General features: G+C 66.6%; 14 protein-coding genes. 1 reads left to right on the top strand and 13 read right to left on the bottom strand.

The genetic code is table 11. The annotated features are described in order from the left end of the window. Window positions 1–22 precede the first annotated feature (22 nt). The 9 genes from H9X80_RS02960 to H9X80_RS02920 all read right to left on the bottom strand — a co-directional run bounded on the left by H9X80_RS02960 (window position 23) and on the right by H9X80_RS02920 (window position 12,233). Entirely contained in the window at window positions 23–1,114 is a 1,092-nt protein-coding gene (locus H9X80_RS02960; protein WP_204792856.1) for a PRC-barrel domain containing protein, read from the bottom strand. Between the two features lie 3 nt (window positions 1,115–1,117). Beyond that, window positions 1,118–1,573: a YtxH domain-containing protein gene (locus H9X80_RS02955; RefSeq protein ID WP_204792855.1), complete on the bottom strand. Its 456-nt coding sequence runs from the start codon at window positions 1,571–1,573 to the stop codon at window positions 1,118–1,120. Window positions 1,574–1,636: 63 nt separating this feature from the next. Next, complete coding sequence (locus H9X80_RS02950; protein ID WP_204792854.1) at window positions 1,637–2,425, bottom strand: cyanophycin synthetase family protein; 789 nt, start codon at window positions 2,423–2,425, stop codon at window positions 1,637–1,639. Between the two features lie 79 nt (window positions 2,426–2,504). After that, on the bottom strand, window positions 2,505–3,851 hold the full coding sequence (locus H9X80_RS02945) for a hemolysin family protein (protein ID WP_204792853.1): 1,347 nt from the start codon (window positions 3,849–3,851) through the stop codon (window positions 2,505–2,507). Between the two features lie 494 nt (window positions 3,852–4,345). After that, the gene (locus H9X80_RS02940) at window positions 4,346–5,359 is read right to left on the bottom strand and encodes a hypothetical protein (RefSeq protein ID WP_204792852.1); all 1,014 of its coding nucleotides are present in this window, start codon (window positions 5,357–5,359) and stop codon (window positions 4,346–4,348) included. A gap of 330 nt (window positions 5,360–5,689) precedes the next feature. Then, window positions 5,690–6,880, bottom strand: coding sequence for an FprA family A-type flavoprotein (locus tag H9X80_RS02935; protein WP_204792851.1), 1,191 nt, complete (start codon window positions 6,878–6,880; stop codon window positions 5,690–5,692). A 144-nt stretch (window positions 6,881–7,024) separates the two neighbouring features. Beyond that, window positions 7,025–9,100, bottom strand: a complete 2,076-nt coding sequence (locus H9X80_RS02930; protein WP_204792850.1) for an elongation factor G — start codon at window positions 9,098–9,100, stop codon at window positions 7,025–7,027. Window positions 9,101–9,331: 231 nt separating this feature from the next. After that, window positions 9,332–10,798: a radical SAM protein gene (locus tag H9X80_RS02925; protein ID WP_204792849.1), complete on the bottom strand. Its 1,467-nt coding sequence runs from the start codon at window positions 10,796–10,798 to the stop codon at window positions 9,332–9,334. A 415-nt stretch (window positions 10,799–11,213) separates the two neighbouring features. Further along, window positions 11,214–12,233 (bottom strand): SPFH domain-containing protein, encoded by a 1,020-nt coding sequence (locus H9X80_RS02920; protein WP_204792848.1) that lies wholly within the window; start codon window positions 12,231–12,233, stop codon window positions 11,214–11,216. A 230-nt stretch (window positions 12,234–12,463) separates the two neighbouring features. Here H9X80_RS02920 and rlmD point away from each other — a divergent pair, with 230 nt between their 5' ends. Further along, on the top strand, window positions 12,464–13,630 hold the full coding sequence (gene rlmD, locus H9X80_RS02915) for a 23S rRNA (uracil(1939)-C(5))-methyltransferase RlmD (RefSeq protein ID WP_204792847.1): 1,167 nt from the start codon (window positions 12,464–12,466) through the stop codon (window positions 13,628–13,630). 481 nt (window positions 13,631–14,111) lie between these two features. Here the strand turns inward: rlmD and purN are convergent, their stop codons facing one another. The 4 genes from purN to srtB all read right to left on the bottom strand — a co-directional run bounded on the left by purN (window position 14,112) and on the right by srtB (window position 18,733). After that, a complete protein-coding gene (gene purN, locus H9X80_RS02910) occupies window positions 14,112–14,750 on the bottom strand; it encodes a phosphoribosylglycinamide formyltransferase (protein WP_204792846.1) in 639 nt (212 codons plus the stop codon). Next, window positions 14,740–15,825 (bottom strand): phosphoribosylformylglycinamidine cyclo-ligase, encoded by a 1,086-nt coding sequence (purM, locus tag H9X80_RS02905; protein ID WP_204792845.1) that lies wholly within the window; start codon window positions 15,823–15,825, stop codon window positions 14,740–14,742. Before purM ends, purN begins: the two co-directional genes overlap by 11 nt. 91 nt (window positions 15,826–15,916) lie before the next feature. Then, on the bottom strand, window positions 15,917–17,482 hold the full coding sequence (gene purF / locus H9X80_RS02900; protein WP_204792844.1) for an amidophosphoribosyltransferase: 1,566 nt from the start codon (window positions 17,480–17,482) through the stop codon (window positions 15,917–15,919). A gap of 12 nt (window positions 17,483–17,494) precedes the next feature. Next, complete coding sequence (gene srtB, locus H9X80_RS02895) at window positions 17,495–18,733, bottom strand: class B sortase (protein WP_204792843.1); 1,239 nt, start codon at window positions 18,731–18,733, stop codon at window positions 17,495–17,497. Between the last annotated feature and the right edge of the window lie 25 nt (window positions 18,734–18,758).

Here is an 18,758-nt window from a genome sequence, read left to right as displayed (position 1 = left end):
CCTGATGCGATTGCCGTTGGCACTACTCGCCCTTGCTGGCCTTGTCGAACTCGTCCTTGAAGGAGCCGAACATCTTGCCCAGGCTTCCGAGCTGCTTTCCTGCCGCGCGGGCGACCTTGTCGCCGGTAGAGGCCGGCTTCTTCTTGGCCACGGGACGGGCGGTCCTGGCCGAGCTGGTCTTTGGTGCTGCGGGTCGGGGCTTCGACGCGGCAGCCGCAGCCGACTGACCCTGCGCCGACGTGTCAACCGGCGCGTACGTCTTGGGCTTTGGGCGCGCGTCTTCGGCAGGAACCTCAGCCGCCTGCTCGGGCAGCCGCTCGACGGGCTTCTCCACGCGCACGTCCGCCGCCTCCACGGCAGGAGCCTGGGGCTGGGGACGCTTCTCCGCGGCCTCGCCCTCGGACGCCGCGTCAGCAATGGCACGCTTCGCCTTGCCGAGCGCGCGGCCAAGCGCAAAGGAGCCCTTGTCCACGGCCTCGCCGGCCACGACGGCAGCCTTCTTGCCAACCTCGGCGCCCTTGGCCTTGGCGCGGGCGTAGCTCTCTCCGGCAGCGCCGGCGAGCCCGCCGTCAAGCTCCACGTTCTTCTCGCCAGGGTCGATGATCATGCAGCCGTCACGGTAGCCACGCACCATGTCGGCAGTGATGACAAAGGAGCCGACGAGCGCGCGGGAGACGCTGCCGTCCGTGGTCAGGAAGCGGCTCACTCGGCCAGTCTTCTGGTCCACCTCGGCGTCGGAGACGTAGCCGAGGGACTTGCCCGCCGTGGTGTGGGCGTCCATTCCGGTCCAGATGATGCAGGCGTCCCAGTTGAGGCTCAGACGGCGACGGGCGGCCTTGTCCATGCCGTCGTCCGGGCGGGTGACGAGGAGGGTCTTCTCGTCCTGGAGCTCAAAGGAGTCCCAGGCCAGGAAAACGTCGGCGCGCTTGACCATGCCCGCAACATCCGGTCGCTTGACCATGAGGCCCACGACCCGCTTCCCGCTGGGTGAGAAGACCGCGTTGTGCACCTTCCCGAGCTTCTGGAAGCGCTCGGTGACGGTCCCGTCCTTGGCCTTCTTCGCGGACTTGGGGACAAGGACACGCAGACCCGTGAGGTCGCTTATCTTGAGCACGCGCTAGGCCTCGGTGGTCTCGGTGGCGTCGTCGCTGTCAACAACCTCGACGTGGACGGCGTCGGCAGGCGTCTCGCCGGCGACGGGGGCGTCGGCCATGGCGGAGACGCGGTCGGCCACGGAGGACACGGCGTCCTGCACCTGAGCGGAGGCGCCGGCGACGGCCTCGGAGAGGGAGTCGCGAAGCTGGTCCATGCGCTCGCGGGCAAGGTCGACCTTAGCGCGGAGCTCGTCGGTCTTGGCGTCGACCGTGGGACGGACGCTGTTGAACTTGTCGGTCACGACGCCGGCGCCGCGCTCGTAGGTGTCGACCGCGGAGTCCCAGGCGTCGTTCATGGCGTCGGCCGCCATGGCGCGGCTCTCCGCGCCGGAGCGAGGCGCAAGCATGATGCCCGCGACAACGCCAGCAGCGGCGCCAACGATGCTACCGAGGATGAAACCAACCGTCTTCTTGTTCATGAGTTCCTCCTGTCAGTGCTGGCCAATGCGATGGCGCGGGGTGTGCGCCGACTAACGGACGTGCTAGCGAACGAAGTGCGGGCGAGGGACGTCCTCCATGTCCCAGGCGGAGGCAGAAGACCCGGTGGGCGCGGGTGCGGGCTGGACGGGCTCAGCCGCAGGCTCCTGAGCCGAAGCGTCAGCGGGCTCAGGCTCGTCGGCGACAGACTCGACCACGAACTCGGTCACGGACTCCGCCGAATCTGGCGCGGGGTACTCGGGGACGGGCTCGGGGGCGTACGTCTGCTCAAAAGACTCCCCCGAGGCGAGGGAGTCCTCCGGCCGTTGGTCCGAGGCGGCAGGAGCGGCCTGCTCCGGCCCCTGATCCTGGCCGTCGGACGGGACGTCGAGACTCTGGACAAGCCCGACCAGGCCGGAGGCAATGGCCTCGACGTCAGGCTCGGGCTCGCCGCCGCCGGAGTAGGCCCACTGGAGAATCCAGACGGCGCTGGAGAGCGCGCCGGCAACAAGCACGTCGTCCGGGCACGCAAGGGTGATCTGATAGACGCGCTCCGCGAGCTCGACGGTCTGGCCGGAGGAGACGTCCCCGGCGACGTCCGTGCGTGCAAGCAGCTCGACGGTCACGTGCTCGAGCAGGTGCGCAAGCTCGGTGTCCGCAACGACGTCGCCGAAACGCGGGGCGGAGTCACCCAGGCAGACATGGTCGGCAAGCTCGGGCATGAGATTGCAGACGAGCTCGGTACCAGCAGGGTCATCGCTCGTCATAAGCGGCGCGGTAGGCGCGAGCTCAACCACGGCCTCGAGGTTCCTCGGGCCGACCGTGACCTTCCTGATGTCGAACAGCTGGGCCATTGTGCGGCTTCCCCTCGCTCCAGGCCCGCCAGGCGGGCGACGATTTCCACCTATTGTAATGAATGTCCCCGGGACGGGGTTAATCCTTCGGTGACTCCACGTCCTTCTCGCCGTCAGCGTCCGCCGGGTCGTCCTCCACCGGCTTCTCAGGAGCGATGACGCGCAGCATCGAGAGACGACGGCCGCGCATGGACTGCACGCGGAACTGATAGCCGTCCTTCTCGATGACGTCCCCGGGATGCGGAAGCTTGTCGGCGAGGTCCGTCACGAAGCCCGCAATGGTCTCGTACTCCTCGCTGTCCTCGACGGGCCAGCCAAGGTCGATGGCGTCGTCCAGGGAGAAGCGGCCGTCGACGAGCCACTCGCGGTCGGAGAGCTTGGTGAGGTACTTGTTGTCTGGGTCGAACTCGTCCTCGATCTCTCCGACGACCTCCTCGACGATGTCCTCAATCGTGATGACGCCCGCGGTGCCGCCATACTCGTCCACCACGATGACCATCTGGTCGTGACTGGACTGCATCTCGGAGAGCAGCGGGATGATGTCCTTGGTGTCAGGGACGAAGTCGGCGGTGCGAACGTGGGCGGAGATGAGGTCGGAGCCGCGGCCCTCGTCGAGCATGGGGCTGATGATGTCCTTGATGTGCGCGATGCCCACGATACGGTCGACCGACTCGTGATAGATGGGGATGCGGGAGTAGCCGGTGCGGCGCATGACGGCCATGACCTCGGAGAGCGTGGAGGTGTCCTCCATCGCGGTCATGTCGACGCGCGGGACCATGACCTCGCGGGCGATGGTGTCACCCATGTCGATGACCTCGTGGATCATGGACTTCTCCTGGTCGGAGAGCTCGTCGGCGTCGGTCACCATGTACTTGATCTCCTCCTCGGAGACGCTTTCGCGCTCGTCGGCAGACTTGATGCCCAGCAGGGAGGAGATGCCGTTGGCGGACTTGGCCGTAAGCCAGACCAGCGGGCGGGCAACGTGCATGAAGCCGCGGATGGGCCCGGCGATGGACTTGGCGACGCCCTCGGCGTTGGCGAGGGCCATGCGCTTGGGGACGAGCTCGCCGACGACGATGGAGAGGTAGGAGACCAACAGCGTGATGATGACGGGTGCCAGCGGGGTGGCGATGGCCTCCGGCATACCGAGGCTCATGAACCAGGTGTCCAGCGGGTCCGAGAGGTTCGTGCTCGCGAAGGCGGACGACGCAAAGCCAACAAGGGTGATGGCGACCTGAATGGTCGCGAGGAACTGCTCTGAGTTGGAGCCCAGATCGAGGGCAGCACGGGCCTTGCGGTCACCATCCTCTGCCTCGGGTTCGAGGACTGCCCTCTTGGCGCTCACCACCGCCATCTCGGACATCGAGAAATAGCCGTTGGCCAGGGTGAGCAGGAAGGTGACCACAATACTTATTGCTACGTCCATGCGCTCGTGCGCAACCTCCTTGGTCTGGGGTCAGATGCATGCCGTCGGCAGGGACGCTGACACCGATGGGCATAGAGGTAGATTTTAGCAGGTCGCGAGCACGGGCGCACTTGAGGGGGCGGGATGGTAACGGCTTGACGGAACGCCTTTGCCGGGCTCTGTGGGCTCGGATCGGCCTTGCTGGCACGGCGATTGGCATGACCGCGCGCCACTGGGGCCTCTCCGCCACATGCGGACGCTCCCGCTTGGCCTCAGCTTGACATAAGTTTTGCAGAAGCCTAACAAGTGCTACAAGCCGCTCTCACAATTTGCAATTTGGCCATAAGTGTGACGTCTTTCCCCTACAGGCCATGCATCGGCCCCGCATCAACTGGCCCTTTGTGGGGCAACGGTGGGGCAGTAGACGCCGAATCTGAATACAGGCCACTTTGAACGTCACAGTTATGACCAAATTGCAAATCGCGGGGCCACCACGTCACAGTTATGGCACTTTTTCAAACGATGACTCCCTGATAGGGCGTGCTGAGGTCTCGCTGGGCCTCCTCCTCGCTCTGGGTGCCGAACAGGCGCTCGCGCAGCGCGGCGCGGCGGGCGAGCATCTTGTCGGAGGCCGGACGCCGGTAGGGGTCCGCCACCTGCACGAGCTCAGTCATGAAGATGTTGAACTGCGTGTCGCTCATGAGGATGTCGTTGGTCAGGAGCTTCACCGTATAGCCAGCTGCCTCAAGTGCGCGACGCCGACGCTCGTCGCGCTTCATGGCTTCCGGACTCAGGTGGTAGCGGTCGCTCTCATACTCCATCGCCAGGAGCCACTTGGCCCAGTGAAAGTCGGGCCGCAGCTCGCGGATGGACGCGATTCGCTGCGCACGCTCGGGCAGCCTCACGCGCTCGTTCAGGGTAAACCCCGGAAACGCGATGCCTCCCCTAGAGCGGGGAAGCTTCAGCACAAGGGCCACGTCGGTCTCTCGCGGGGAGTTCGACCCGGGAACCACCAGATCGAGCGCTCGGATGACGCGCGCGGCGCCTCGGGCGCCGCAGGCGCGCGCTGCGGTTGCGTAGCTCCGCAGCTCACCAAGGCTAACCAGGGGCCTCAGATCGCTAACCGCCTCCCCCTCTCCGTCAAGGCCGTAGGTGCCTGTCATCTCATAGGCGACTCTGGCTAGGTCGATCTCATCCAGCGTCGAGCCCAGCTGAACTAGCACGGCGGGCATTCTGCAGACAGCTAGCTCGCGATCAATCGAGAACACGTGCGCCGCCTCAAGCGGAGCGCCGGAGAGGTGAGCTACGAGGTCTTCTGCATGGGGGCGCTCAGCCTGGCTGCTCACCACAATGCGAATCGGCAGGTCAAGCCCGCACAATTCGGCCGCTCTTCGGGCGAGGCGCGCCGTTGAGGTCTCTCCCCTTCCGTAGACCACGTCCTCGGACCGCTCGCAGACGGGCTCCTGGGCTAGGCGTACGGAACGCCAGAAGGCGAGGGCGGACTCGTATCCTATGGTCAGAACTCTCATGGCGCGTCCTCCTTCGGGCACCTCTCGTGGGAAGGGTATCTGACCATAGCGCATAATGACGGTTATTTACCTGTAAATCGTTGTTTTTAATTTGATTATATTTGTAGGATAAGAGGAAGAATCCCAGAAGGACGGCGTGGGTCGGCCGCGGTGGTGTGTGTCGCTCCAGCGCGGCGGCGTGTCGTACCGACCGCGACGGCGCATGCGTCGTACCGACCGTGGCGGCGCATGTGTCGAACCGGACGCGGCCGGCACGCCACAAGAAAGCGGTCGTCGGGACATGCCCCGACGACCGCCCTTCCAGCGTTGCAATGTAATTCGATGCGCCTGCTACTCTGCGGCGACGAGCCTCGCCACGAGGTCGCGTGCCTCGGTGAGCTGCTCCTCGCTCGGAATCCAGTTCACCGCGAAGGTCTTCTCGGGCAGCTTGAAGCCGGCGGTCTCAAGCTCCTTGCCCACGTTGTTGGGACCGAGCGGCGCCCAGCCGTAGCTGCCGAACGCCAGGCCGACGCGGTCGCCGTTCTTGGGCGAGAGCCCCTTCATGTACGTGAGGAAGCTCGCCACAGTGGGCAGCATCTGGCTGTTGAGCGTCGGCGAGCCCACGCACACGTACTTGCAGTCCATGAACACGTCCATGACGTTGGAGATGTGGTTCTCCTTGAGGTCCATGAGCTGGGCGGGGATGCCGGCGGCCAGGAAGCCGTCCACGAGGGCGCGGGCGATCTGCTCGGTGGAGTGCCACATGGAGTCGTAGACAACCACGGCGCGCTCCTGCAGCTCGCCGGAGACGAAGCCCTCGTACGCGCGCAGGATGTCCTCGACGTAGCTGCGCCAGATGACGCCGTGCGCCGGGCAGATCAGGTCGAGCGCGTCCGGGCCGAGCCCGCGCACCGCCTTCACGGCCGCGGCGGCCTGTGCACGGTAGGGCTGCACGATGTTGGCATAGTACTTGTGCGCCTGGTGCATGACCTCGCACATGTCGTTCTCGTCGTCAAAGCGGGCGGAGCTGGCGAAGTGCTGGCCGAAGGCGTCGTTGGAGAAGAGGATCTTGTCGTAGGCGTCGTAGGTGACCATGTTGTCCGGCCAGTGGACCATCGGCGTCTGGACGAAGGCCAGCGTGCGCTTGCCGATGCAGAGTGTGTCACCGGTCTTGACGCCGTTGTAGCCCAGGTCGCCGTAGTGGGCGGTCATGTTCTTGACGCCCTGCGGCGCGGAGCAGTAGATCTGGCAGTTGGGCGCCAGCTCGCGGATGCGCGGCGTGGAGCCGGAGTGGTCCATCTCCACGTGGTTGGCGATGAGCACGTCGATCTTGGACGGGTCGATGACCGAGGAGATACGCTGGACGAGCTCGTCGACAAAGGTGATCTTGGCCGTGTCGATCAGCGTGACCTTCTCGTCCATGATGAGATAGGCGTTGTAGGTGATGCCGGCCTCGGTGGTGTAGCCGTGGAACTCGCGCGCGTTCCAGTCGAGCGCGCCGACCCAGTAGACGTCGGGCTTGATCTGAACTGCGGAAAGCATGGGGCCTCCTTGTGTGACAGCTAAATGACGGCGTCCTTCTGGCAGCTAGCATAGCACGGCGCGGTAAGAAGAACGGGACGGTCGGCCCGCGTGGGCCGACCGCCCCGCGTGGGGGCCAACGATACGAAGGGCTGTCCCCTCTCGTTATTTCTCGCCGGCGGCGCGGCGGGCGGCGTAGTCGTCCGCCAGGCGCTGCTGGATGTCGTGTGGAACCTGCTCGTAGCCGGAGAGCTCCATCTCGAACTCACCGGTGCCGCGCGAGAGCGAGCGCAGGCGCGTGGCGTAGTCAGTGACCTCGGCGTACGGAATCGTGGCCACGACGGTGGTCTCGCCGGCGTGTGCGCCGGTCCCGGCCTCCATGCCCTCCACGCGGCCGCGGGAGGCAGAGACGTCGCCCATCACGGAGCCGGCGTAGCTCTCCGGCACGGTGATGCGCAGGTGCGCCATCGGCTCGAGCAGCACGGGCTCGGCCTGCGCGACGGCCTTCTGGAAGCCGATGCGCGCAGCGGTCTTGAACGCCATCTCGTTGGAGTCCACGGGGTGGTAGGAGCCGTCGTAGACGGCAACCTTGACGTCGATCATCGGGTAGCCGGCGAGCACGCCGTCGCGCATGGTCTCCTGGACGCCCTTGTCGATGGCCGGGATGAAGCCGCGCGGGATGTGACCGCCCACGACCTCGTCCACGAACTCGTAGCCCTGGCCGGGGCTGGGCTCGATGCGCAGCCAGCAGTCGCCGTACTGACCCGCGCCGCCGGTCTGCTTCTTGTGGCGGCCCTGGGCGCTGGCCACGCGACGGATGGTCTCGCGGTACGGAATCTTGAGCGCCACGGTGTGCGCCGTGATGCCGGCGCGATCCTCAAGACGGTCAAGCAGAACGCTGACCTGCGCCTCGCCGATGGCGGAGATGACGGTCTGGCCGGTGTCCTCGTCGCGCTCCACCTTGAGGGTGGGGTCGGCGTCGGCGGACTTCTCCAGGAAGGCGTAGAGCTTGCCCTCGGTGCCGCGCTTGTCCGGCTCGATGGCGATGCGATAGAGCGAGTTGGGGAAGCGGAACTCGGCGGCCTCGACCTTACCCGTCACGGAGAGCGTGTCGCCGGTCATGGCCTCGAGCTTGGGCACCACCACGATATCGCCGGCCGCGGCGCTCTGCACGTCGGTGGTCTCCTTGCCACACATCTGGTAGAGGTGGCCCAGGCGCTCGGTCTTGCGCGTGCGGGCGTTGGTGAGCTCGACGCCCGGCGTGATGGTGCCGGCGAGGACCTTGAGGAAGGAGAGGCGACCGTTCTGCGGGTCGTTGAGGGACTTGAAGGCAAAGACCACGGGGCGCTCGTCGTCCTCGGAGATGTCGAGCTGCTCGCCGTTGACCAGCGGGATGCGACCGAAGTCGGCCATCGTGGGGAACCACTCCACCGCGGCGTCCATGAAGGAGATGACGCCCTCCTCGCGCACGCAGCTGCCGGAGAAGACGGGCACGAAGACCCGCTCGCGCATGGCCTTGGCGAGAAGCCCCTCGAGCTCCTCCTGGGTGACCTCCTCGCCCTCCAGGTACTTCATCATGATTTCGTCGTCAGCCTCGACCACGAGCTCGGTGAGCTGGGCACGGGCGGCCTCGGCGGCATCGACGTACTCGGCCGGGACGTCGGTCACCACGGGCTTTCCATCCTCGAGGTGGCGCGCCGTCATGTGCACCACGTCGATGATGCCGGCGAACGACTCACCCGAGCCCATCGGGATGGTCACGGCGCCAAGGTTGTTGCCAAAGCGCTCCTGGAGCGTGGCAAACGCCACGTCAAAGTCCGCGTCCGGACGGTCGAGGCGGTTCACGAAGAGGGCGCGTGCGAGGGAGAGGTCCTCGGCCGCATACCACAGACGCGTGGTGATGGTGCCCGGGCCGGACGCCGCGTCCACCACGAAGACGGCCGTCTCGCCGGCGCTCATGGCGGCATAGGCGTCACCGACGAAGTCCGGGTAGCACGGGGCGTCGAGCACGTTCAGGCGAGTGCCCTGCCAGGTCACGGGCGCGATCGAGGTTGAGATGGAAAAGCCGCGCTCGCCCTCCTCGCCGTCGTAGTCCAGCGTGGGCTTGGTGCCGGCGTGGCCTCCCAGACGGGTGGTGCGGCCCGTCAGGTGCAGCATGGCCTCGGCCAGCATGGTCTTGCCCACGCCGCCTTGGCCCACAAGGACCACGTTCTTGACCTTCTCCGTTCCCTTTGCTGCCATGATGCCTCCCTCGGACAGGGTGTGTGCACGATGTCTTTCACCTTACCCACGGGAGGCCGGCGCATATCGTACGTATCGGGCAGCGGGTGGGAAGTGGGGCCTGACAGGGGGACGCGGGACAGGGGGACGGAGGAAGTGGTTCCGCTCCGTCCCCCTGTCCCGGTTGCACCCTGGCGAGACGTGGGGACGGAGCGGAGACACTTCCTCCGTCCCCCTGTCCCCCCTGTCACGTCAGACAAGGTCCTTCTCGGCCTCCGCGTCGTGCTCGGCGATGAGCTTGGCCTTCACGGAAATCTTCTCGTCGGAGAGGGCGTCCTCGTAGACCTTCTTGCCGGTGGGGTGCTCCTCCAGCCAGATCTTCTCGGCGCGCTTCTCCCACTCGTGCGCGTAGGGCGTGGTACGAGCACAGAGGTGGTCGACGTCCTCCGGCGTGACGTACTCGGTGGACGGCGCGTCGGCCTCGTGGACGATCCGCGGCAGGATCTCCGGGTTCTCCAGCATGGGGCAGGGGCGCAGCATGTTGTCGTTCCAGGGGTAGTTCTCGCGATAGGCCTGGAAGAGCGGCTGCCGCAAGCACTCGAGCAGAGACTTCTCCTTGATGTTGGCCGTGGAGTAGTGGATGAACACGCAGGGCTCCACGTCGCCGCGCGCGTTGATGTGGCAGTAGACGCGCCCGCCGGCGATGCAGCCGCCCACGAACTCACCGTCGTTCTGGAAGTCCATCGCAAAGATGGGCTTGCCGCCCTCCACCGCGCGCACCTCACGGATGCGGTGCAGCATGTACTCGCGCTGATCCACGGTGGGCATGAGGTCCGCGTTGGCGCCCTCGCCCACGGGCATGTAGTGGAAGTACCAGGCCCAGCGAGCGCCCTTCTCAATGATCGTGTCGAGGTAATCGTCCGAGCTCACGATGTCCACGTTGTCGCGCGTGTAGGCCGTCGACGTGCCAAAGAGTAGGCCATTGCTGTGCAGCAGGTCAAAGGCGGCCATGGCGTCCTCGTAGGAGCCGTCGCCGCGACGGCCGTCGTTGGAGGCCTCGTCGCCCTCAAGCGAGATCGAGAACACGATGTTGCCCAGGCGGCGCACCTCGTCGCAGAACTCCTGGTCGATGAGGGTCGCGTTGGTGAAGATGTTGAAGAGGCAGTCGTCGTGGGCCTCGGCCAGGCGCAGCACGTCCTTCTTGCGGACAAGGGGCTCGCCACCGGTAAGCATGTAGAGGTGACACCCAAGCTCGGAGCCCTCGGTGACCAGACGGTCCATTTCCTCGTAGGTGAGGTTGAGGGAGTTGCCGTAATCAGCCGCCCAGCAGCCCACGCAGTGACGGTTGCAGGCCGAGGTGGGATCAAACAGGATGATCCAGGGTACGTTGCACTGGTACTTCTCGGCGTTGGCGGTGGTGTTGCGCAGGCCGCGGAAGGCCGCCTCGTAGGCGCCGTTCAGGATGGCCGTCTTGAGGACGTGGTGGTCGGTCTCGTCGATGACCTTCCAGAGGAACTGCTCCCACTTCGAGCCGGGATAGAGACCCTTGCGCAGGCCGCGGATGGAGCCGGGCGAGGTGTCCTTGAGCAGGTTGCCCGCCATGTCGAGCAGCTTGTCGAGCTTCTGCTCGCGGTCCGGGGCGGAACCGGCCTTGATGATCTGGTCGAGGACGAGGCCAAAGGCCTTGCGTTCGGCCGCATGAGCGATCTTTGACTGCATGGGTGCCTCTTTCGTCCGTAGGTCGAACTTTTTGAATTCAGTTCGATTACAGGCGTCAGTGTACCCGTTGTCAGCAAGCTTGAACGCATGTCGCAACGTTTTGGAATGGTTAAGAAATATGCAGCACGGCCCGCCAGCCGCCCGCCCGGCGAGAAGAACCTCAACGTGAGGGGGCGGAGGCGCCTGCCGGCCCTCCGCCCCCTCGCCTACTTCCGCCCCGCATCCTCGCGCCGCTCAGACGCGGCTCCGCCCAGGCGCCCCGCCCGGCGCAGCGCGTCCCGCAAGATCCACTCCACCTGGCTGTTGGCGCTGCGCATCTCGTCGGCAGCCCAGCGCTCGACCGCGGCCCAGACCTCTGGGTCTATGCGGAGCGGGTATTGCTTGCGCGCGGCCACGTTCTTCTCGCCCTTCCTGGCTACTGGTAGAGCGAGCCGGTGTTGAGCACGGGCTGGGCCTCGGACTCGCCGCAGAGCACCACCATCAGGTTGGACGCCATCACGGCCTTGCGGTCCTCGTCAAACTCCACCACGCCGCCGTCTGAGAGCTCCTTGAGCGCCATGTCCACCATGCTGACGGCACCCTCCACGATCTTCTTGCGCGCGGCGATGATGGCCTCGGCCTGCTGGCGGCGCAGCATCGCCTGAGCGATCTCCGGCGCGTAGGCCAGGTGGGTGAGGCGCGCATCGTCCACGGAGACGCCGGCCGGGGCAAGGCGACGGTCGAGCTCCTCCTTGAGGGTGGCGGAGACCTCCTCGATGTTGGAGCGCAGCGTGATGGAGCTGTTGGAGGCGTCGTCGTCCTCCATGTGGTCGTAGGCGTAGACGCTCGCCACGTGGCGCAGCGCGGTCTCGGTCTGCATGGCCACGTAGCTGGGGTAGTGGTCCACGTCAAAGAGGGCCTTGGCGGTATCGGCCACGTGCCAGACCACGACGGTCGCGATCTCGATGGGGTTGCCCATCTTGTCGTTGACCTTGAGGCGGTCGCCGTTGAGGGTGCGGGCGCGCAGGGAGACCTTGGTGGAGAGCGCCTTGGTGGCCGCCGCGGCCTTCACGGAGGGTGTGCCCTCCTCCAGGCTGATGTCAACGGAGGCGCCGGTGCCGTCCGAGCCCAGGCTGTGGCTGTAGAAGGGGTTCACCCAGTAGAAGCCCGACTCGCGGACCGTGCCCACGTAGTTGCCAAAGAGCACGAGCACGCGGGCCTGCCCGGGCTGTAGCGAGAAGAACCCACAGGTGACAATGATGGCCACGATGAGCAGCACGATGCCGCCGACGAGCAGCACGGGACCGGTGACGGGCGCGGGGACGCCGGCCTCCTCGGCCGTGGCCAGGATGACGATGCCCTGGACCATGCCCCAGATGGAGGCCACGTAGCCGGCAAGGGTCACAAAGAGCATGGGCCACCCAGAGGCGGCGCGGGCCTTCTTCTCAACGGTCATTGCGGTTCCTTTCCTCGTGACGGGCGCGCCCCGGGATGGTCGCCCTCGTCTGAGACCATTGTGATATCAGATTGGTTTCTGCGCAAGAGGATGATTGCAAGAGGAAGACGCAGACGGTCGGGCGGTGGCGGCGAGTGGCAGGACGGAACAAGCGCCTTGCAGCGTCATCCGCGCGGGACGACGGGAGCGGGGTTGACAAACTCCCGCACCCCCCTGTCATACTGGGGCACATGGGATATAAGACGTACACCTGCCCGATTGCGCGTGACTGCGGCGGCTGCGAATGGCTCGCGGTCCCCTATCCCATACAGCTGCACCGTAAGCAGGAACAGGTCGAGAAGCTTCTGGGCTCGATGGCCCAGGAGGACGGGGCGGCCGTAGAGGGCATTCGCGGCATGGCTGAGCCGGTGCGCTACCGGCACAAGGCGGCGACACCGTTTGCATATGGCGGACGTGGACACGTGCTGAGCGGGTTCTACGCCGCGGGCACGCACCGGATCGTGCGGTGCCAGGACTGCCTGGTTGAGGACGAGCGTGCCCGGCGCGTGCTGAACGGCGTCGCCCGCGTTGCCGAGCGGCTGCACATCCCGCCGTACGACGAGGACCGGGGCACGGGCGTGCTGCGCCATGCGGTCGTCCGGTGTGGATGGAAGACGGACGACGTGCTGCTGGTGCTGGTCTCTCGCGTGAACGAGCTCCGCGGAGAGAGGACCGTGGTCAACGAGCTCCGAGCGGCCTGCCCCGAGGTCACGAGCATCGTGCTCAACGTAAACGACCGGCGCACCAACGCGATCCTAGGACGACGGAGCCGTACGCTCTACGGGCCGGGCGTCATGCACGACCAGCTGCTCGGCTGCCGCTTTGAGATAGGGCCAACGAGCTTCTACCAGACCAACCCCGAGCAGACCGAGGTGCTCTACCAGCTGGCGCTCGAGGGCGTCGGTGGCGCCGAGCGCGCGCTCGACGCCTACTGCGGAACGGGGACAATCGGCATCTGTGCGGCGGCTGCGTCACCTGGGCTGCAGGTCACGGGGGTTGAGCAGGTTCGCGGGGCGGTGGCGTGTGCGCGGCGCAATGCAGCGGCCAACGGCGTGGACGGGCGATGCCGCTTTGTGGCGGCGGACGCAACGGCTTGGATGGCGCGCGAGGGGGCCCACGAGCGCTTTGACGTTGTGGTCATGGACCCGCCTCGCGCGGGAAGCACGCCCGAGTTCCTTGACGGGGTGGCCCGGCTCTCCCCGAAGCGGGTGGTCTACGTCTCCTGCAACGTGGTCACGCAGGCGCGCGACCTTGCGCTGCTGCGCGAGCGCGGCTATCGGCTTGAGCGCGTGGCGCCGGTGGACATGTTCCCGCACACCAAGCACGTGGAGTGCGTCGCCACGCTTGTGCGGAGGTAGCGCGGGTGCATCCGCGGGCGCCCGCGGCGGTCCAGCGCCCATGCACTGGCGGGCAGGCGCGTCCGTTCTTGCAATTTCGTCATAACTGTGACGTGCAGGCCCCTAAATTTGCAATTTGGCCATAACTGTGACGGCAACGAGCCCGTAAGGGCTCTTTTGGTTTCGTTTGCTATGTGTTTTCCTGCGGCTTTGTGGTAGCGCTACTAGGCGAGCCCCACAGACACGTCACACTTATAGCCGAATTGCAAATCTACCGGGTCAAACGTCACAGTTATGGCCAAATTGCAAATTGAGGGTACCGGCTAGAGGCTGATTACGGGAACCAGGCAGGGGCGGGCCGGACGACAAAAGCCTCAGAACATGGGACGCGCCGGTGACGCTGCAAACCGCGGTGCCACCCACACCGCACGCCAAAGAGGCCATAACTCAGGGGCGCCCGGCGAAGGACTTCGCCGGGCGCCCCTGAGTTATCTCAACAACTCTACGCGGGGTCTATGGCCACGGTCCCGTTGTCCCGCACATGGACGCGACCAGCGGCAAGCAGCCCCACGACCTCTGGATAGAGCTCGTGCTCAATCTCGTGGATGTGCGCCTCGAGCTCGTCCACGGTCCACCCCTCCTCGATCGGCAGCGCACGCTGCGCGATGATGGGGCCAGCGTCGTAGTCCGCGTTGGCAAAGTGCACCGTCACGCCCGTAACCTTGACGCCGCGCTCGTAGGCATCGGCGATGGCGTGCGCCCCCGGGAAGCTCGGCAGCAGCGCCGGGTGCAGGTTGACCACGCGGTTGGGAAAGGCCGCCAGAATCGGGTCGTGCACCTTGCGCATGTAGCCGGCCATGATGACGTACTCGACGCCACGGCGCCTCAGCTCGGCGGCAATGACCTCGTCGGCCTGCTCGGGATCGGCATAGATGTCTTTGGAGAGGGTGAGCGTCTGAATGCCCGCCGCCTCGGCGCGCTTGAGGCCGTACGCACTCGGGCGCGAGCTCACCACCAGCTCGATCGAGGCGTTCAGAGAGCCGTCCGCGATCCGGTCGATGATCGCCTGCAGGTTGGTCCCGCTCCCGGAGATCAGCACGCCGATCTTGAGCGGCTCGGCCGCCACGTCCCTATCGCTCATCGTCGTACACCACCTTGCCGGAACCAGGCACGCACTCGCCCACGCGGAACGGGGCGAACCCCTGCTCCTCAAGCGCGGCCCTGACCGTGTCCTCGTCCTCCGGTGCGCAGATCACGGCCATGCCCACGCCCATGTTGAACGTGCGATACGCCTCATCGAGGGTGAGCCCGGCCTCGCGCACCATGTACGTGATCACGGGCGGGATGTCCCACGCGGGGCCGTCCTCGCCACCACGGTAGACCAGCGCGTCCACGCCGTCGGGCATCGCACGGTCAAGGTTCTCCGTGATGCCACCGCCGGTGATGTGCGCCATCGCGTGAATCGGTGCCCCGGCGCGCAGCGCGCGCACCAGACCGCCGGCGTAGATGGTGGTCGGCCGCATCACGGCGTCCGCGAGCGACTCGCCGCCCAGCTCCTCGAGCGGAGCTTCGAGCTCCTCCACCGTCCGGCCCTCGATGGCAACCTTGCGCACCAGCGAGTAGCCGTTGGAATGGATTCCCGAGCTGGGCAGACCCAGGATGACGTCGCCAACGTGCACCTTCTCCGGCCCGATCATCTTGGGTCGGTCGACCACGCCCACCACAAAGCCGGCGAGGTCGTAGTCGTCCGCGGCCATGACGCCGGGGTGCTCGGCCATCTCGCCGCCCACGAGCGCGCAGCCCGACTTGCGGCAGCCCTCGGCGATGCCGCCCACAATCTTGGCCACGTGCTCGGCGCGCAGCTTGCCGATGGCCACGTAGTCCAGGAAGAAGAGCGGCTCGGCTCCCACGGGCACCACGTCGTCGACGCACATGGCCACAAGGTCCTCGCCCACCGTCTCGTGCCGGTCAAGCAGCTGCGCGATGGCGAGCTTGGTGCCCACGCCGTCCGTGCCGGACACCAGAATGGGGTCCTCCATGTCCTTGAACGCCTTCATGGAGAAGCACGAGCCAAACCCGCCCAGCTCGCTCACGACCTCGGGGCGGTTGGTGCTTGCCACGGCCGCCTTGATCGCGTCGACCGCACGAGCGCCCTCGGCGGTGTCGACGCCGGCGTCCTCGTAGCTCACATGCTTGGTGCTGGGCGTATCGGCCATCTTTCTCCCCTTTCTGGGTGGTCTGACAAACGGGATCCCTGGCGTCGGCCCAGGCGCCGCAAGACGCGCCGGGCCGCTCCACACGGCTGGTCTATTCCTGCGACATGACCTTCTCGGCCTGCTCGAGGGACATCTGCGAGGTCTTCGAGGCAGGGGTCAGGTTGTGGGGCTCGTAACCGGGCAGGAAGCGCTCCCTCCAGAAGGAATGCGGAATCTCCACGGGGTACTCGCCGGTGAAACACGCCTCGCAGTACCCCGCCTTGGGCACGCAGGCAAGCAGACCCTCGGTGGAGAGGAACCCCACGGAATCCGCCTCGATGTGGGCGCGAATCTCGTCAAGAGACATGTTGGCTGCAATGAGCTGGTCCTGGCTGCCCGTGTCGATGCCGTAGAAGCACGGCCACTTGACCATCGGGGAGGCCGAGCGCACGTGGACCTCGGTGGCACCCGCGGCCTTGAGCATCCTCACGATCTGGCGACTCGTGGTGCCACGGACGATGGAGTCGTCCACCATCACCAGCCGCTTGCCGCGCACCACGTCCGGCAGCGCGTTGAGCTTGAGACGCACGCCCATCTGACGCAGTTCCTGCGTGGGCTGGATGAACGTGCGTGCCACGTAGCGGTTCTTGATGAGGCCCGTGCCAAAGGGGATCCCCAGCTCCTGGGCAAAGCCCTCGGCCGCCGGGGTGCCCGAGTCCGGCACGGAGATCACCAGGTCGGCGTCGACGGGCGTCTCCTGCGCAAGGCGGCGGCCCATGTTGTGGCGCATGAGGTAGAAGCTCGCTCCGTCCTTCACCGAGTCGGGGCGCGAGAAGTACACGTGCTCGAAGATGCAGTTCGCGGGAGAGAGCGCCTTGCAGCCGCGCTCGGAGCGAATGCCGTCGTCAGAGACCCGGATGATCTCGCCGGGCTCGACCTCCCGCACGAAGGTGGCGCCGGAGATGTCCAGCGCGCAGGTCTCGCTGGCCACGACCCAGCCGTCGTCGCCCAGGCGCCCCAGCACCAGCGGGCGGATGCCGTGCGGGTCCCGGAAGGCGTAGAGCGCGTTCTCGCGCACGAGCACCATCGCGTAGCCGCCCTCGAGCATGCGCATCGTGTGCGCGATGCCCGTGCGCAGGCGGTGGCTGCGCTGGGTGAAGTAGCCGATGAGGCGCGCTGCCACCTCGGAGTCCGTGTTGGAGCGGAACGGGATGCCCATCTCGATGAGCTCGCGCCGCAGGTCGTCAAAGTTGACCAGCGTGCCGTTGTGCGCCAGCGCGATGATGATGTCGTCGATGGTGGAGAGGTGCGGCTGGGCCGACTCCCAGCCCTTGGCGCCCGCGGTGCCGTAGCGGCAGTGGCCGCAGGCCACCTTGCCCGGCATGGCGGAGAGGTCGTCGTCGGAGAAGACCTGCGTGACCAGGCCGAGGTCCTTGCGAATCAGGACGGTCTTGCCGTCGCCCACGGCGATGCCCGCCGACTCCTGCCCGCGGTGCTGCAGGGCGCGCAGGGCGAAGTAGGTGATGCGCGCCACGTCGCGTCCGGGCGCCCACACGCCGAAGACGCCGCACTCCTCGTGGAGCTTGTCGTCACCGCAGCCGGGACAGCCGCCGGCAGGGCAGCCTCCCCGCTCGCATGAACGGCACTTCCAGGACGTGGGGTTGGTGTGGCTGGGCAAGGGTGGTCCTTCCTACTCCGTGGGGGTCTGTTCGGCGGTCTCGTCGGCAGGGGTCTCGCCAGCGGCGGCGTCGGCGGCGCCAGAGGCGGCAGCGTCACCGGCCGCCTCGGACTTGGGCACGCAGACCAGCAGCGTGCGGCCCGAGTCGCCGTTCTCATAGTTGCAGGTGCAGAGCGTGAGCGCATGGCTCGTGCGGGAGATCACGTCCGCGGCGTCCGCACGGCTCGTGACCGAGCGGGACAGCAGGTCTGTGAGGTAGGCGTGCAGGTCGTCGTCGGAGGCAAAACTGAACGTGCGCGCCCCCGTGTCCGAGGCGTCCGTCTCATACACCAGCAGCGGCTCCAGCTCGTAGGTGGCGTCCTCCGTGACGTACCAGATGGTCGACACGCTGTCGAACATCTCCTGGTTGGTCATGTCCGAGACGGGCTTGAACATGGCGCCGTTGCGCAGGTGGTGACCGTAGATCACCGTCTGGGCGTCGATCATGCCGGGCGGCGTGTTCTCGTAGTCCATAAACACCTGCCCGCCAAGCGAATAGCTCCCCTCGGCGCTGGTGTGAAGGTACTTCTCGTTGTCCGACGCCTGATAGACCGGGAAGTTGACCGCCGTACCGGGAATCTGCACCCAGCCGACCACCTCGTCGTTCAGGGCCTTGAGGGCCTCCCAGTCAACCTGCGGCGGCGTCGTCCCGTTGTCCGAGACGTCCGCAAAGGTGGCCAGCTCCTCGTTGATGCGGTCCTGCTCGTGGTACTGCCACTGGTTGTAGAGCCACATGCCCCCCGCGACGGCAATGAGGGCAATGCCCACCACGAACAGCAGCACGGACACAACGCGGCCCACGCGCTTCCGGGGGTCCCTGCTTCGGCGGCCGGAGAGGTCGTAGGGGTCCGTCTCAACAAACCCGTCCTCGCGACGCCGCCTCCCACGAGACCGCCGACCGTCGCCGGGGCCCTCGGAGACGACCGAGATGTAGCCGTCAGACCGCTCCGTCACGTGCGCCGCGTGCGGATTGCCCACGGGGGCGTGATAGGACTCGTCGCCGCCGCGCGGGGTGGAAAGGTGCCCACGCAGGCCGCCCTCCATCCGAGGCACGGTAGCGTCGGGGGCCGCCTGCCCGTGAGCGCCCCGCGAACCGGCGGCGTCACCAGCGGCGTGCCGTCCCACCGGGCGAGAAGGGCCCGCCCCCGCCGCGTGGCTCCCTGTGCGGCGTGGCGTCTCGTCCGGGCCCGGCTGCTTGAAGTGCGAAGCCATCTGGGCTCCCGCCTCCCTTCCGAGG

The sequence above is a fragment of the Olsenella profusa genome (assembly GCF_016900315.1).
Classification (GTDB): Bacteria; Actinomycetota; Coriobacteriia; order Coriobacteriales; family Atopobiaceae; genus Thermophilibacter; species Thermophilibacter profusus_A.
Note: the sequence above shows the minus strand (reverse complement) of the source record. Positions and strands in the feature narration are given on the sequence as shown.

Excerpts from the sequence above, each read along its gene's own strand:
- H9X80_RS02920 (WP_204792848.1), bottom strand. The coding sequence starts at position 12,233 with ATGACCGTTGAGAAGAAGGCCCGCGCCGCCTCTGGGTGGCCCATGCTC.
- H9X80_RS02940 (WP_204792852.1), bottom strand. The coding sequence starts at position 5,359 with ATGAGAGTTCTGACCATAGGATACGAGTCCGCCCTCGCCTTCTGGCGT.
- H9X80_RS02925 (WP_204792849.1), bottom strand. The coding sequence starts at position 10,798 with ATGCAGTCAAAGATCGCTCATGCGGCCGAACGCAAGGCCTTTGGCCTC.
- srtB (WP_204792843.1), bottom strand. The coding sequence starts at position 18,733 with ATGGCTTCGCACTTCAAGCAGCCGGGCCCGGACGAGACGCCACGCCGC.
- rlmD (WP_204792847.1), top strand. The coding sequence starts at position 12,464 with ATGGGATATAAGACGTACACCTGCCCGATTGCGCGTGACTGCGGCGGC.
- H9X80_RS02935 (WP_204792851.1), bottom strand. The coding sequence starts at position 6,880 with ATGCTTTCCGCAGTTCAGATCAAGCCCGACGTCTACTGGGTCGGCGCG.
- purN (WP_204792846.1), bottom strand. The coding sequence starts at position 14,750 with ATGAGCGATAGGGACGTGGCGGCCGAGCCGCTCAAGATCGGCGTGCTG.
- H9X80_RS02930 (WP_204792850.1), bottom strand. The coding sequence starts at position 9,100 with ATGGCAGCAAAGGGAACGGAGAAGGTCAAGAACGTGGTCCTTGTGGGC.
- H9X80_RS02950 (WP_204792854.1), bottom strand. The coding sequence starts at position 2,425 with ATGGCCCAGCTGTTCGACATCAGGAAGGTCACGGTCGGCCCGAGGAAC.
- H9X80_RS02945 (WP_204792853.1), bottom strand. The coding sequence starts at position 3,851 with ATGGACGTAGCAATAAGTATTGTGGTCACCTTCCTGCTCACCCTGGCC.
- H9X80_RS02955 (WP_204792855.1), bottom strand. The coding sequence starts at position 1,573 with ATGAACAAGAAGACGGTTGGTTTCATCCTCGGTAGCATCGTTGGCGCC.
- purM (WP_204792845.1), bottom strand. The coding sequence starts at position 15,825 with ATGGCCGATACGCCCAGCACCAAGCATGTGAGCTACGAGGACGCCGGC.